Source organism: Nonomuraea mesophila (assembly GCF_004352805.1).
GTDB lineage: Bacteria > Actinomycetota > Actinomycetes > Streptosporangiales > Streptosporangiaceae > Nonomuraea > Nonomuraea longispora.
This window is the reverse complement of the sequence record NZ_SMLD01000225.1, coordinates 1-13,019: the sequence shown is the minus strand read 5'-3', so window position 1 is coordinate 13,019 and position 13,019 is coordinate 1. Positions and strand designations below refer to the sequence as shown.

General features: G+C 72.4%; 10 protein-coding genes. 7 read left to right on the top strand and 3 right to left on the bottom strand.

Annotated elements, in window-relative coordinates; genetic code table 11:
• Both E1295_RS43605 and E1295_RS43600 read left to right on the top strand, forming a co-directional pair.
• The coding region (locus E1295_RS43605) for an ATP-binding protein (RefSeq protein WP_132640513.1) at positions 1–2,211 on the top strand (2,211 nt) is incomplete at its 5' end.
• Between the two features lie 67 nt (positions 2,212–2,278).
• On the top strand, positions 2,279–3,433 hold the full coding sequence (locus E1295_RS43600; protein WP_132640511.1) for an FAD-dependent monooxygenase: 1,155 nt from the start codon (positions 2,279–2,281) through the stop codon (positions 3,431–3,433).
• On the opposite strand, the gene E1295_RS43595 is transcribed toward E1295_RS43600, so the two are convergent.
• Complete coding sequence (locus E1295_RS43595) at positions 3,402–4,211, bottom strand: SAM-dependent methyltransferase (protein WP_281284807.1); 810 nt, start codon at positions 4,209–4,211, stop codon at positions 3,402–3,404. The two genes, E1295_RS43600 and E1295_RS43595, sit on opposite strands and share 32 nt — an antisense overlap.
• Before the next feature lie 302 nt (positions 4,212–4,513).
• On the opposite strand from E1295_RS43595, the gene E1295_RS43590 reads away from it, so the two are divergent.
• Positions 4,514–4,699: a hypothetical protein gene (locus E1295_RS43590; RefSeq protein WP_132337192.1), complete on the top strand. Its 186-nt coding sequence runs from the start codon at positions 4,514–4,516 to the stop codon at positions 4,697–4,699.
• A gap of 20 nt (positions 4,700–4,719) precedes the next feature.
• On the opposite strand, the gene E1295_RS43585 is transcribed toward E1295_RS43590, so the two are convergent.
• A complete protein-coding gene (locus E1295_RS43585) occupies positions 4,720–5,520 on the bottom strand; it encodes an N-acetylmuramoyl-L-alanine amidase (protein WP_132640507.1) in 801 nt (266 codons plus the stop codon).
• 154 nt (positions 5,521–5,674) lie between these two features.
• Here E1295_RS43585 and E1295_RS43580 point away from each other — a divergent pair, with 154 nt between their 5' ends.
• The gene (locus E1295_RS43580; protein ID WP_220449192.1) at positions 5,675–6,274 is read left to right on the top strand and encodes a GNAT family N-acetyltransferase; all 600 of its coding nucleotides are present in this window, start codon (positions 5,675–5,677) and stop codon (positions 6,272–6,274) included.
• 48 nt (positions 6,275–6,322) lie between these two features.
• Here the strand turns inward: E1295_RS43580 and E1295_RS43575 are convergent, their stop codons facing one another.
• Positions 6,323–6,799 (bottom strand): hypothetical protein, encoded by a 477-nt coding sequence (locus E1295_RS43575; RefSeq protein ID WP_132640505.1) that lies wholly within the window; start codon positions 6,797–6,799, stop codon positions 6,323–6,325.
• Between the two features lie 169 nt (positions 6,800–6,968).
• On the opposite strand from E1295_RS43575, the gene E1295_RS43570 reads away from it, so the two are divergent.
• The 3 genes from E1295_RS43570 to E1295_RS43560 form a co-directional block, all read left to right on the top strand.
• A complete protein-coding gene (locus E1295_RS43570) occupies positions 6,969–10,160 on the top strand; it encodes an ATP-binding protein (RefSeq protein WP_132640503.1) in 3,192 nt (1,063 codons plus the stop codon).
• A 94-nt stretch (positions 10,161–10,254) separates the two neighbouring features.
• A complete protein-coding gene (locus E1295_RS43565; RefSeq protein WP_132640501.1) occupies positions 10,255–10,764 on the top strand; it encodes a hypothetical protein in 510 nt (169 codons plus the stop codon).
• Positions 10,765–10,994: 230 nt separating this feature from the next.
• Positions 10,995–13,019 (top strand): glycoside hydrolase family 9 protein (locus tag E1295_RS43560; RefSeq protein ID WP_246081104.1); only part of this gene is annotated, 2,025 nt, incomplete at its 3' end.

Here is a 13,019-nt window from a genome sequence, read left to right as displayed (position 1 = left end):
GCGCAGGTGGTGCTCGGGGCCCTCGGACTGCGAGAGCCCGCGCTCCGGCCGCCCGCCGGGGCACTGTCCACCACACCACCCGACCCCGCGGAACGCCTCGTCGCGGCACTGGCCGAGCAGGACCTGCTGCTCATCCTGGACAACTGCGAGCACGTGATCGCCGAGGCCGCCACGCTGGCCCGCCGCCTCCTGTCCGCCTGCCCCCTCCTGACCGTCCTGGCCACCAGCCGAGAGCCGCTGGGCATCACCGGCGAGCACCTGGTCCCTCTCGCGCCCCTGCCCACCCCATCGCTCGGCGCGGGGACGACCCCGCACCCGCCGCGCGACGCCGCCGCGGCCGGCGATCCGCTCGGCTACCCGGCGGTCAGGTTGTTCGCCGACAGGGCGGCGGCCGTACGACCCGGGTTCGTGCTCGCCCCGGACACCATGGACCCGGTTCTGCGGATCTGCGCGGCGCTCGACGGCCTGCCCCTCGCCATCGAGCTGGCGGCGGCCAGGGTGCGTACGTTGTCCGTGGCGGAGATCGCCTCCCGGCTGACCGAGCACGGCAGGTTCCGGCTGCTCTCGCGCGGCGACCGGACGGCCGCGGCCCGCCACCAGACGCTGTACGCGACCGTCGAGTGGAGCTGGAGCCTGCTCGACGCGGAGGAACAGACGCTGGCCAGGCGGTTCGCGGTGTTCACAGGAGGCGCCGGTCTGGAGGCGGTCGAGCGGGTCTGCGGCGAGCCCGGCGCCGGCCGGCTCGCCGATCTGGTGGACAAGTCGCTGGTCGAGACCGACGGCGAGCGCTATCACATGCTCGAGACCATCCGCCTGTTCTGCCTGGAACGGCTGGCGGAGGCGGGCGAGGAGGAGCGGCTGCGGCAGGCCCACGCCACCTGGTTCCTGGAGCTGGCCCGCCGCGCGGACGAGCACCTCTGCCGGTCCGAGCAGCTCCACTGGCTGGCCCTGCTGTCGGCCGACAACGCGAACCTGCAGGCGGCGCTGCGCTGGAGTGTGACCCACGACCAGCCGACGGCCTGGCGGCTGGTGGCGGCGCTGGCCATGTACTGGTGGCTGAGCGGGCGGCGCGGCCAGGCCTTCGGGCACGCGGTCGGGCTCCTCGACTCCGCCGCCGGGGAGCCGCCCGCCGGGCTGGCGGAGGAGTACGTGCTGGCCGTCCTGCACGCCGTACCCGACGCGGGATCGCCGCACTGGGATCGCGCACGCACGATCGTCGGCTCGCTGGGCGGGCCGATGCGTCACCGTTTCGGCGTGGCGCTCTGGGGCATGATCACCGGCCCGCCGGAGAACGGCACGACGGGGCGGCGGGTGCTGGACGCCGACCCGTGGAGCAGGGCGCTCAGCCGGCTCGGGACGACGTTGCTGGTGCTGCACAACGGCTCCGTCGTCGAGGCCGAACGGGAACTCGCATCGGTGCTCGCCGAGTTCCACGCGCTGGGCGAGCGGTGGGGGACGGCGCAGGCGCTCGACTGGCTCGCCGTGCTCGCGGGCTGGCGCGGCGACTGGGCCCGCGCCATGGAGCTGTGGAAGCAGGCGCTCGACCGGCTCGAAGAGCTCGGCGCGCTGGACGAGCAGGTGGACGTGCTGGGCAGGCGGGCGGACGCGCGCCTGCGGGCCGGCGACGTGGCGGGCGCGCGTGCCGACTACGCGCGTGTGGGCGACCTCGATCGGCGGTTGGGCAGGCCGGAGCTGACGGCGTGGGTGCACCTGCGGCTGGGCAACCTGGCCAGGCTCGAAGGCGATCTCGACGAGGCCTCCCGGCGGCTCGGCGCCGCGCTGGCCGGCGTGCAGTTCCGCGGCTTCACGGCCGACGCCACCCGGGCGCACGTACTCACCGCTCTCGGCCGGCTCGCCGAGGCCACCGGCGACGTCTCCGAGGCGGCCCGCAGGCACGAGCAGGCGCTGGCCGCCGTGCTGGAGTCTCCTCTGTCCGCCGACCTCGCCGACGTCGCCGAGGGGCTCGCCGGCCTCGCGCTCGCCGGGCGCCGCCCGGACGAGCGGACACCCGGCGCGGAGCGGGCGGCGCAGTTGCTGGGGGCGGCGGTGGCACTGCGGGGTACGTCCGTCGCCGGCGAGCCCGACGTGGCCAGGATCGCCGCGGCCGCCACGGAGATCCTGGGGCCTGAGGCGTTCGCGGCGGCGTTCTCCAGGGGCGCGTCCATGAGCGGGGACAAGGCGCGGGAGGCGCTGCGCGCGGCCACCCCCTGACGGGTTCGCGCCGCTGTGTCAGCGGGTGGTCGCCGGCTTGTCAGCGGCGGGCGCGAGGCTGCCGGGCATGCAGAACACCAGCGTCCTCATCTCCGGGGCGAGCATCGGCGGCCCCGCGCTCGCCCACTGGCTCGCCCGCTACGGCTTCGCCGTCACCGTCGTCGAGAAGGCCCCCGCGCTGCGCCTCGGCGGCCAGGCCGTCGATTTCAAGGGTGAGGCCCACCTCACCGTGCTGGCCCGCATGGGCATCCTGGACGACGTGCGCAGGCTCCAGACGGGCGGCACCGACCAGCAGATCGTCGACGCGAACGGCGAGACGCTCGCGGTCATACCCGGCACGTTCAGCGGCGGCGACCTCGAGATCAACCGTGGCGACCTGTCCCAGCTCCTGTACGACAGGACCTCCGCGGACTGCGAGTACGTCTTCGGCGACTCGATCACCTCGCTCACCGAGACCCCCAACGGCGTGCACGTCACCTTCGAGCGGGCCGCGCCCCGCACGTTCGACCTGGTGGTGGGCGCGGACGGGATCCATTCCCAGGTGCGCCGCCTGGTGTTCGGCCCCGAGTCCCGCCACGTCAGGCACCTCGGCCACTACTACGCCCTGGCCGGCGTCGACGGTGGCTTCGGCGCGCGGGCGATGATGTACAACGAGCCTGGCAGGATGGTCGCGGTGGGCGGGTCGTCGGCGTTCTTCGTGTTCGCCTCCGATCTTCTGGACTACGACCGCTACGACCTCCAGCAGCAGAAGGACGTCCTGGCCCGCGTCTACGCCGGCATGGGCTGGCGGACGGCCGCCGTCATGGAGCAGGTGCGCACGTCGGACGACGTCTATCTCGACGCGATCGCCCAGGTCAGGATCGACCGTTACCGTGCGGGGCGGGTGGCGCTGCTCGGTGACGCGGCGTACGGCAACACCCTGGGCGGCTTCGGCACCGGCCTGGCCGTGGTGGGCGCTTATGTGCTCGCGGGCGAGCTGGCCGCGGCCGGGGGCGACCACCGCGTGGCCTTCGCCCGCTATGAGGAGCAGTTGCGCGGATATGCCAGGGTGGCCAGAAACGGCAACGCGGGCCCTTTCCTCGCCCCGGCCACCCGCACGCGCATCCGGCTGCGCAACCTGATGTTCAAGTCGGGTTTCCTGCTGGGGATGATGCTGAAGCTGACCGACAAGTTCGCCACGAACATCGACCTCAAGGACTATTCGGGGGCGGGCCGGCGCTGAGCCGCCCCACGCCGCCGTCGACGCGCAGGTGCGGCGTGCCGTCGATCAGCGGGATCGCGGCGTCGTCGGCGTCGATGTGCCAGTCCTGCACCGGCACGAGGCCGGGCCCGATCAGGTCGAACCCGTCGAAGAACCGCAGCACCTCGTCGCGCCCGCGGAACCTGCCCTGCGCGGGCGAGCCGGCCGTCGCCATCGCGAGCTGGGCGATCGCCTCGGGGTCGCTCTCAGCCATGGCGTGGGAGAGCACGAGGTGGCTGCCCGGCACCAGGTGTTTCCTGAAGGCGGCCACGATGCCGGCCGGGTCTTCGTCGTCCATGACGAAGTGCAGCACGCCGACCATCAGCAGGCACACCGGCTGGTCGAAGTCGATCAGCCCGGTGACGTGGGGGTCGCTCAGGATCTCGGCCGGGCGGCGCAGGTCGGCCTGGATGCCCTCGACGCCGGGTGAGTCGGCGAGCAGCACCTGGGCGTGCATCCGCGCCACGGGGTCGTAGTCGACGTAGATCACCCGGCAGGCCGGATGCACCCCGCGGACGACCTCGTGGATGCTGGGCGAGGTGGGGATGCCGGTGCCGAGGTCGATGAACTGGCGTACGCCCTGCCGTGCCAGATGGCGCACCGCCTCCACCTGGAAGCGGCGGTTGGCCCTGGCGACGAGGCGGGAATCGGGCGCGACCGCGAGCAGCTTCTCCGCCACCGCCCGGTCGACGGCGAAGTGGTCCTTGCCTCCGAGCAGATAGTCGTACACCCGCGCAGAACTCGGAACATTAGGGTCCACACCGGGCGGAACACGTTCTAGCTCGGTCACTAGGGGCCTTCCTCCCTGCCTCGGGGGACTTGCTCGTCATCCTACTCGGGCGCCCCCGCCCAGCAGGGGACGTCCTACGGATCCGGACATGAAGGTTTGGGCAGAACACGTTCTCGTCAGCCCGCTTTCCCGGCCACTGGAGCGCCGTGCTTCCCTGGTGGATCCGGAAATACAACCCGATGACCGATGCGCTTATGGCGCAAGCCTGTGCATGCTGGTGGTGACGGATCCGGCGTGAGGCCTGTTCCGCACCTGAGAGGAGTCCCGAGGGTATGGAGAACGTGGCAGGCCGCCCGACCGTGATCTTGGACAATGGCGTGGTCGGCAGGGTCATGCTGGCCCACCGGTCGCGGCGCGACCTGGTGCTCGTGCTCGGCATGGACGGCACCCTCCTCAGTTGCCAGCTCGACGACATCGCCTGCGTCGTCGGAGGCAAGCCACTGTGCCGCGACGGCTGACCGGCCGTCACGGTGTCGCGCTAGCGGAGATATTGCCTGAGCCCGGCGGCCAGCGAGGTGGCGATGCGCTCCCGGAAGGCCGGCCTGCTCATCCTGGCGGCGTCGCGGCTGTTACGCATGTTGCCGCACTCGATGAACACCGCAGGCCGCTTCGACAGGTTGAGCCCGCCCAGGTCGGTGCGCGTCTGCAGGCCGTCACGCCCTGCATAGGTGGCGTACGGCATGCGCGTCCCCACCCGATACGCCTTGCGGATCGCCAGCCCCAGCCGCCTCGACGGCTTGATGATCGCGTCGTTGTGCCCGGCGATCAGCCCCGGCATGATCACGTGGAACCCGTGCCCGCTCTCGGCGGCGCCGTCCCCATGGATGGACACGACCGCGTCCGCCCTCGCCTCGTTGCCGATGGCCGCCCGCTCGGTGATGCAGGGACCGACTCCCTTGTCGTCGGGCCTGGTGAGCACGACCTTCGCCCCCATCTCCTCCAGCAACGGCTTGAGCCGGTTCGCGACGTCCCAGGTGAAGGCGTGCTCCGGGTAACCGGCGCGGGTCTCCGTGCCGATCGTGTTGCAGGGTTTGCGGCCGGTGATGACGTCGACCAGGCGGTCGATCTCCTCGCGGTGAGCGGCGTTGCCGCCGTTGTGGCCGGGGTCGATCACCACGATCTTGCCGGCCAGCGGACCGCCCTGGCCGGTGGGCGATGACGCCGCGGAAGGAGCGACCGGCGCCTTCGCCTGGCGCACGGCGGGCACGGCCCCGGCGCACGCGGCCGACAGCGCGGCCAAGGTGACCAGCGCTGCGGATCCCGTTCGGAAGGCGGCCATGGGACCGACCGTACCCGGCGCTGGACATCAAGCCCAATACCGGGCATGACCTGGGATTTCGTGTCGTCTTCCCACGCGGGCGAACAGCGGTCTACGCTCGTGAGCGGGCGCGGGGCCGCCCAGGACACCGCACGCGACGAGAGGACCCTGGGCCATGGGAAAGACGTTCACGATGAGACCGGCCGTCCGGCACGCGGAGGCCGGCGACGCCGGCCAGGTCGCCGAGCTCATCGCGACCGCGTTCGCCGAGCTCAGGGTCGTCAGATACCTGGTGCCCGAACGCCGCGAGCGGCGCAGGGTCATCGCCGCCTCCTACCGCATCCTCGTCGACCACGCGATCGAGCACGGCGAGGTGCACCTCATCGACGACGGCCCCGCGGCGGCGGTCTGGTTCCCGGCCGTCCCTCCGTCGTCACCGCCGTCCGGGTACGACCGCCGCCTCGGCGAGGCGACCGGCGAGTGGGCCGACCGGTTCCGGGCGCTCGACACGCTGTTCGCCTCGCACCGCCCTGCCGAACCGTGCCACTACCTCGCCTTCCTGGCCGTCCACCCCGACTGCCAGGGGCAGGGGCTCGGCACCGCGCTGCTGCGCTACCAGCATGCCCGGCTGGACGGCCTGCCCGCGTACCTGGAGGCCAGCGACCCGCGCAACCGCGACCTGTACACGAGGAACGGCTACCAGGGGCGCGGCACGTTCGCGCTGCCGGACGGGACGGTGTTCTGGCCGATGTGGCGGCCCGCCGGCGCCCCCTAGCGCGACGAAGGCCCCGCCGGCGTGCGGCGGGGCCCACGTCTCGGACGGCTACAGCCCGGTCAGCTTGAGCTTGACCGTGTACGAGTACGCCGTCTCGTCCGTACCGGAGATGATGTCCGTGTCGATGTGGGTCTGGCCGACGGTGAGCCCGTCGCAGGTGGAGGCCTCCGCGACCGCCGAGCCCAGGCTGTCGCCCTGGCCGAGCGCCGGCCGCGTGACCTCGCGCAGGTTGAAGGCCACGTTCACGCCGTTGTTGATGGCCCCTGTCGGGTTGCCGAAGTCGCTCGGGTTCGCGTCGTCCCCGCTTCGCATGTTGTGAGCGCCGTTGTTGGGGAACAGGTTGCCCTGCACCAGGAAGCGGAGCTCGTCCCGCCCGTCCTGCTCCGCCACGTTGCTGGCGTCGACGTCGTGGAGCTCCACGAAGCACGACGTCGCCATGGCGGTGGCCGGGCTCGCCACCAGCACCGCGGGCGCCGCCATGCCCAGGGCCAGGGCGAACGCCGCGATCAGTTTGTGAGAGCGCATGCTGCCTTCTCCTCGATGTGCTGCCCTTCCGCGACCTTCGCGGAACGCGCCGCCAGAGTGCGGAAAGCAGCGTGAGCGCATCGTGAGCGCCCAGGTCAGTAGTGCAGAGCACACGCCGTCCGTAGCGTCCGGCACAGCCGGGGCGGCCGATCGCTCCTAGCCTGCCGCTATGGGGACCTCGCTGACGCTCCTGCTGCTCGGCAGGCCGGAACTGGCCATCGGAGGGGAACCCGTCGCCATCCGCTCCGCCAAGTCCAGGGCCCTGCTCTGCTACCTCGCCGCCACGCCGGGGCCGTGCCCGCGCACCGAGCTGGCCGGGCTCCTGTGGGGCGAGCGCCCCGACGCCAACGCCAGGGGCAGCCTGCGCCTCGCTCTCACCGAGCTGCGCAGAGAGGTCGGCCGCTGGCTCGACATCTCCCGCGACCACGTACGTTTCCGCGAGAGCGACGGCTGCTTCGTCGACCACAGCCGGCTCGTCAGGGCCCAGGCGGTGGCCGAGGCGCTGCGGCTCTGGCGCGGCGAGTTCCTCGACGGCGTCGCCTTCTGCGACGCGCCCGCCTTCTCCTGCTGGCTGGAGTCGGAGCGGGCACGGGTGCGTTCGCTGCTGCGGGACCTGCTCGTACGCTGCGCCCCCGCCGAGCCGGACGACGTGGTCCGGCTGGCCCGGGTGGTCACCGAGCTGGATCCGTACGACGAGGAGGCGCACCGGCTGCTCATGACGTCGCTGGCCAGGGCGGGCAACCGGGCGGGCGCGCTGGCCTGCTACGAGGAGCTGCGCCGGCGGCTTGCCACCGAGCTGGGCGTCGAACCCGCCCCCGCGACCCAGGCCGTCCGCCGGGAGCTCGCGCCGCCGCCCTCGTACGCCCGCCGCGCGGCGCTGCCCGTGCCCGGCACCGAACTGATCGGCCGGGACGCCGACGTCCGGCGGTTGCGGCGGTTGCTGGCCCGCGAACGCCTCGTCACCCTGCTGGGTCCGGGCGGCGTGGGCAAGACCCGCCTGGCCATCGCCGCCGCCGGCGCGCAAGCGGAGGCGGGGTTCGTGTCGTTCGCGGGCGTGCGGGCGGAGGCGGCCGTCACCATGCTGGCCCGCAGGCTCGCCGTGGACCTGTCACCCCCGCGTCCCGCCCTGGAGCTGCTGCTGTCCGCCCTGGCCGGGCGCTCGGGCCTCCTCGTGCTGGACAACCTCGAACACCTTCCCGCCTTCGACGCGGTCATCGGAGAGATCCTGCGCGTGGCTCCCGGCGTGCGGATCCTGGCGACGAGCCGGCGGCGGCTCGACGTGCCGGGCCAGGCGGCCGTACTCGTGGAGGGACTGCCGGGACCGGCCGCGGAGACGTTGTTCGCGGCCCGGGCGCTGCGGGCGCGGCCGGCGTTCGACCCCGTCCGTGAGGCGGCCCTCGTGGCCGCGATCTGCGCCACCACCGGCGGGCTGCCGCTGGCCATCGAGCTGGCGGCCGGCCTGCTGCGGGCCGTGCCGATCGAGGACCTGGCCCAGCGCCTGGGCCTGGATCCCGGCCTGCTGTCGGCCGCCGGGCCCGCCGCCCGGCCGCGGCACAACTGCATGCGTACGGTCTTCGAGACGTCCTGGCACCTGCTGGACGCGGAAGGGCGGCAGGCTCTGGCGGCGTTGTCGACGTTCCGCAACGGCTGCACGCTGGGCTCGGCGCTGGAGGTCGCGAGGACCACGTCCCAGGTGCTGGTCCAGCTGGTGGACCACAGCATGCTCAGCCTCGCCCCTTCGGGCCGGTACGTCCTGCACCCGCTCATCCAGCAGTTCGCCGCCTCCCACCTGGAGGAGGACCCGGAGACGTGCACGGCCGTACGCCGGCGGCACGCCGCCCACTTCGCGCGCCTCCTCGACGAGCACGCCACCGCGCTCCAGGACGCCTCGGACACCGAGGTCACCCGGGTGCTCGGCCCCGAGCTGGACAACATCCGGCTGGCCTGGGCCGCGTCGGACCAGCCGCGCTTCCTGGACCACTACTGGACGCTCTGCCTGCGATTACGCCTCTACGAGGAGTCGGGCGCCGTCGTCCTGCGCCATCTCGCCCGTACGCGGGAGACCCCTCCCCTGCGTGCCCGCCGGCTGTGGATGGCGGCGGTGAGCGAGCACCAGCTCGCCAGGGAGGCCGAGGCCACCCGCCTGGCCAGGGAGGCGCTGGACACCGTGGGCGAGCCGCTGCCCTCCTCCCCCGCCGGTCTCGCCGCCGCCGCGCTGACCGCCGCCGCCCGGCAGGCCGTGCACCGCCTGCTGCCGCGGGTGCGCGCGGACGCCGCCGGGCCCGAGGCCGCGCAGGCGCTGACGTTGCTCGCCAGGCTCGCCTACTTCCAGCAGGACCTGCCCACCATGCTGGCCGCCTCGTTGCGCCAGCTCAACGCCGCCGAGCGCGGCACCGATCCGGCGCTGAGAGCCGAGGCCTACGCGAACTTCACCACGATCGTCCGCATCGCGGGCCGCCACCGCCTGGCCACCCGCTACGGGGCGCTCGCCGACCGCGCGCTCGCCGGGATCGAGCGCCCGACGGACGCCGCCTGCCGCGCCCGGCTGGCCAGAGGGCTCGACCAGCTCCACGCGGGCGCGTTCGAGCAGGCCACCGGCTCGTTCGCCGAGGGCCGGGCCAGGACTCTCGACCCGAGGATGGCGGAGCACTGCGCGGGCATGCTCGCGGAGACCGCTCTGTGGCGGGGGGACTTCGCGCAGGCTGCGGAGCTGTTCGCCGCGACGGAGGACCTGGCCGTCAAGCGCGTGGGCGGGGACGACATCGGCCGCCACTGGTGCCTGACCGGCCAGGCGGAGGCGCTGCTGCGGATGGACGGGGTGGCGGTGGAGCGGATCGGCGAGGTGCTGCAGGGGGCTCGGGCGTCGGCCGAACGGCGGCGTACGCATGAGAAGGAGCTGGGGTTGCGTGACGGGCCGGTCAGGCAGGCGGTCCAGGAGATGCGCCTGCTCACCCTCTCCGCCCGCCTCGCCCTCCGCGCCTCTGTCGAGGACCCGCGGGGTGTGGCACGGGCCGCGCTGGCCGAGGCGTTGCGGCTGGCGGATGGGTTGCCGGCCGCGCAACCCGGCATGTTCGAGTGTTGGGCGGGTCTGGCCGAGGTGTTGTGGGAGCTCGCGCCGTGGCCGGACCGTACGGCCGTCCGCCGCCTGCACACCCACCTGACCGGCTACCTGTCCCGCACCCCGGGGGCGGCGGCCAGGATCGGATGGGCGCGGGCCCTCGTACTGGCCGCGGCCGGTGAGGAACGTGCGGCGGGAAGAGCTGCGCTCGAAGCCGTGTCGGCCGCCGAGCGCCTGGCCGTCGCCTACGACCATCACCGTGCGATGGAGCTGGCCCGGCGCCTCACCCCTGCACGGAACTGACGGGACACGATCGGCTTACCAAGCTCGGGTACCGGTCAATGTCCGGCATTTGTCCGCCTTGCGCCCTACTGACGATTATCGCCCCCTGGATAAGGTGAACGATCTGAACCGGACGTCCCAGGAGTCGCTGATGCACCGGTACGGCCCTCAGGATCGGGAGGGGGCGTTCCCGCCAGGAGCCACTCAGCCGGCGTACGGCCGGCGGCACAGGGCAGGCGTTGGCGCGAACGCGCCGCCTGTCCTCTCGTCACGCAGCCAGGCGCTGGCGGTCGTCGCTGTCGTGATCAGCTCGATCGCGCTCGTGACCGCATTGACGGCAACCTGGGTCGAGGTGATGTGGTGGATGGCGACAGTGCCTGTCTCCGTGATCGCCGGCATCCTTTCCACCATTGCTCTGGTGGTGAGAAGCCAGGGCGGCAGGCGGCTGGCCGTCACCGCGCTTGTCTGCGCCATAGCCGCCGTGCCCGTCGCGGTCGTCATGGGCGGGCTCAGCAACCGTCATGCGGTGAATTCACAGCTCGAGAAATTGCAGATCCAGTCCGAGCTGGAATGCGCGAAAGATCGAGAAATGGCGATCAAAACAGGATTCTCCTGTCCTGAGTGAACGCTGGACGCGAGTGATCCACATTTCTCGCCCGGCGCTTGTGTTCTGACACCACTGCCCGAGCCTCCCGATCCATGCAGCCGTCCCCGAGGCTCGGCGTGAAAGTTTCAGGGTCTTGCGGGGGTCACGGTGGCAGGCAGGGCCAGGGCGTTGACGGGGCGGCCTCCAGGACCGCACTATCGGGGTCGCGCGCCGATTGGGAGCGCTCCCACCGATGACGAAGGACCTCCATGACCCGATGCCGGGCCGCCTTACTGGCCCTCCTCACCATGGTCGCCCTCTCCCCAGCCGCATCCCCGGCCGTGGCGGCGCACGCCGACGAGGGACCCGAGCAGATCGTGAACGGCACCTTCGACGCCGGCACCGCCCCCTGGTGGGGCACCCCGAACCTCACCCTCGCCGTGGACGAGGGCCGGCTCTGCGCCGACGTCCCCGGCGGCACCGCGAACCCGTGGGACGTCATCATCGGCCAGGACGGCATCCCGCTGGTGGCGGGCGAGACGTACGCGTACCGGTTCGCCGCCTCCGCGACCCCCGCCAAGGTCGGCCGCGCCCTGATCCAGCTCCCGGTGGACCCGTGGACGCAGTACCTGTCGGCCGCCCCCGAGCTGAGCGTCTCGGGCAACGACTACTCCTACACGTTCACCGCACCCGCGTCGCTGCCGGACGCCCAGGTCGTCTTCCAACTGGGCGGCAGCGCCGAGCCATGGAGGTTCTGCATGGACGACGTCTCGCTGAAGGGCGGGGCCGAGCCGGAGGAGTACGAGCCGGACACCGGACCGCGCGTGCGCGTGAACATGGTCGGCTACCTCCCGGCGGGCCCCAAGAAGGCCACCGTGGTCACCGCCGCGACCACGGCACTGGAGTGGGAGCTCAAGGACGCCGGCAAGAAGACCGTCGCCAAGGGCAAAACCACACCGAAGGGCGTGGACGCCAGCTCCGGCGAGAACGTGCACACCCTGGACTTCAGCGCCCACCGCAAGCCGGGCAAGGGCTACACGGTGACGGCGGACGGCGAGACGAGCAGGCCGTTCGACATCGCCGCCGACCTCTATGACGAGCTGCCGGTCGACGCGCTGAAGTTCTACTACACGCAGCGCAGCGGCATCGAGATCCTCGACACGCTCAGGCCCGGCTACGGCAGACCGGCCGGCCACGCGGGCGTCGCGCCCAACCAGGGGGACGTGGAGGTGCCGTGCCAGCCGGGCGTCTGCGACTACACGCTGAACGTCAAGGGCGGCTGGTACGACGCCGGCGACCACGGCAAGTACGTCGTCAACGGCGGCATCTCGGTGCACCAGCTCATGTCCGCCTACGAACGGAACAAGGCGGCGTTCACGGACCGGCAGCTCGCCATCCCGGAGAGCGGCAACGGTGTTCCCGACGTGCTGGACGAGGCCCGCTGGGAGCAGGAGTTCCTGCTGAGCATGCAGGTGCCGGACGGCGAGCCGTACGCGGGGATGGCCCACCACAAGATCCACGACCAGAACTGGACCGGGCTGCCGCTGCTGCCGCACCTGGACCCTCAGCTGCGTGAGCTGCACCCGCCGTCGACCGCCGCGACCCTCAACCTGGCCGCGACGGCGGCGCAGGCGGCGCGGTTGTTCGCACCGTACGACGCCGCGTTCGCCGCGCGGAACCTGGAGGCGGCCCGCAAGGCGTGGGCGGCGGCCAAGGAGAACCCGGAGCGGTACGCCGACCCGGCGGACGGCGTCGGCGGCGGCGCCTACAACGACGCCGACGTGAGCGACGAGTTCTACTGGGCGGCGGCGGAGTTGTTCATCACGACGGGCGAGAAGGAGTTCGAGACGTTCGTCCTGGAATCCCCGCACCACACCGGCGACGTCTGGCGTGATCGCGGGTTCGACTGGGGCAACACCGCGCAGCTCGGCCGGCTGGAGCTGGCGACCGTGCCGAACACGATCCCCGACCGTGGCCGGGTGCGCAGGTCGGTGATCGAGGGGGCGGACAAGTATCTCGCCGTGCAGAAGGCGCACCCGTACGGGCTGCCGTACAACCCGCCGGACTTCGACTGGGGCTCCAACAACCTGGTGCTGAACAACCTGGTGGTCGTGGCCACGGCGTACGACCTGACGGGGCGGGAGAAGTATCTGGCGGCCGTACGCGAGGGCATGGACTACCTCCTTGGCCGCAACGCGCTCAACCAGTCGTACGTCACCGGCTACGGCGAGGTGGCCTCGAAGAACCAGCACAGCCGCTGGTACGCCCGCCAGCTCGACCCCGCCCTGCCCAAC

Excerpts from the sequence above, each read along its gene's own strand:
- E1295_RS43600 (WP_132640511.1), top strand. The coding sequence starts at position 2,279 with ATGCAGAACACCAGCGTCCTCATCTCCGGGGCGAGCATCGGCGGCCCC.
- E1295_RS43590 (WP_132337192.1), top strand. The coding sequence starts at position 4,514 with ATGGAGAACGTGGCAGGCCGCCCGACCGTGATCTTGGACAATGGCGTG.
- E1295_RS43585 (WP_132640507.1), bottom strand. The coding sequence starts at position 5,520 with ATGGCCGCCTTCCGAACGGGATCCGCAGCGCTGGTCACCTTGGCCGCG.
- E1295_RS43580 (WP_220449192.1), top strand. The coding sequence starts at position 5,675 with ATGGGAAAGACGTTCACGATGAGACCGGCCGTCCGGCACGCGGAGGCC.
- E1295_RS43575 (WP_132640505.1), bottom strand. The coding sequence starts at position 6,799 with ATGCGCTCTCACAAACTGATCGCGGCGTTCGCCCTGGCCCTGGGCATG.
- E1295_RS43570 (WP_132640503.1), top strand. The coding sequence starts at position 6,969 with ATGGGGACCTCGCTGACGCTCCTGCTGCTCGGCAGGCCGGAACTGGCC.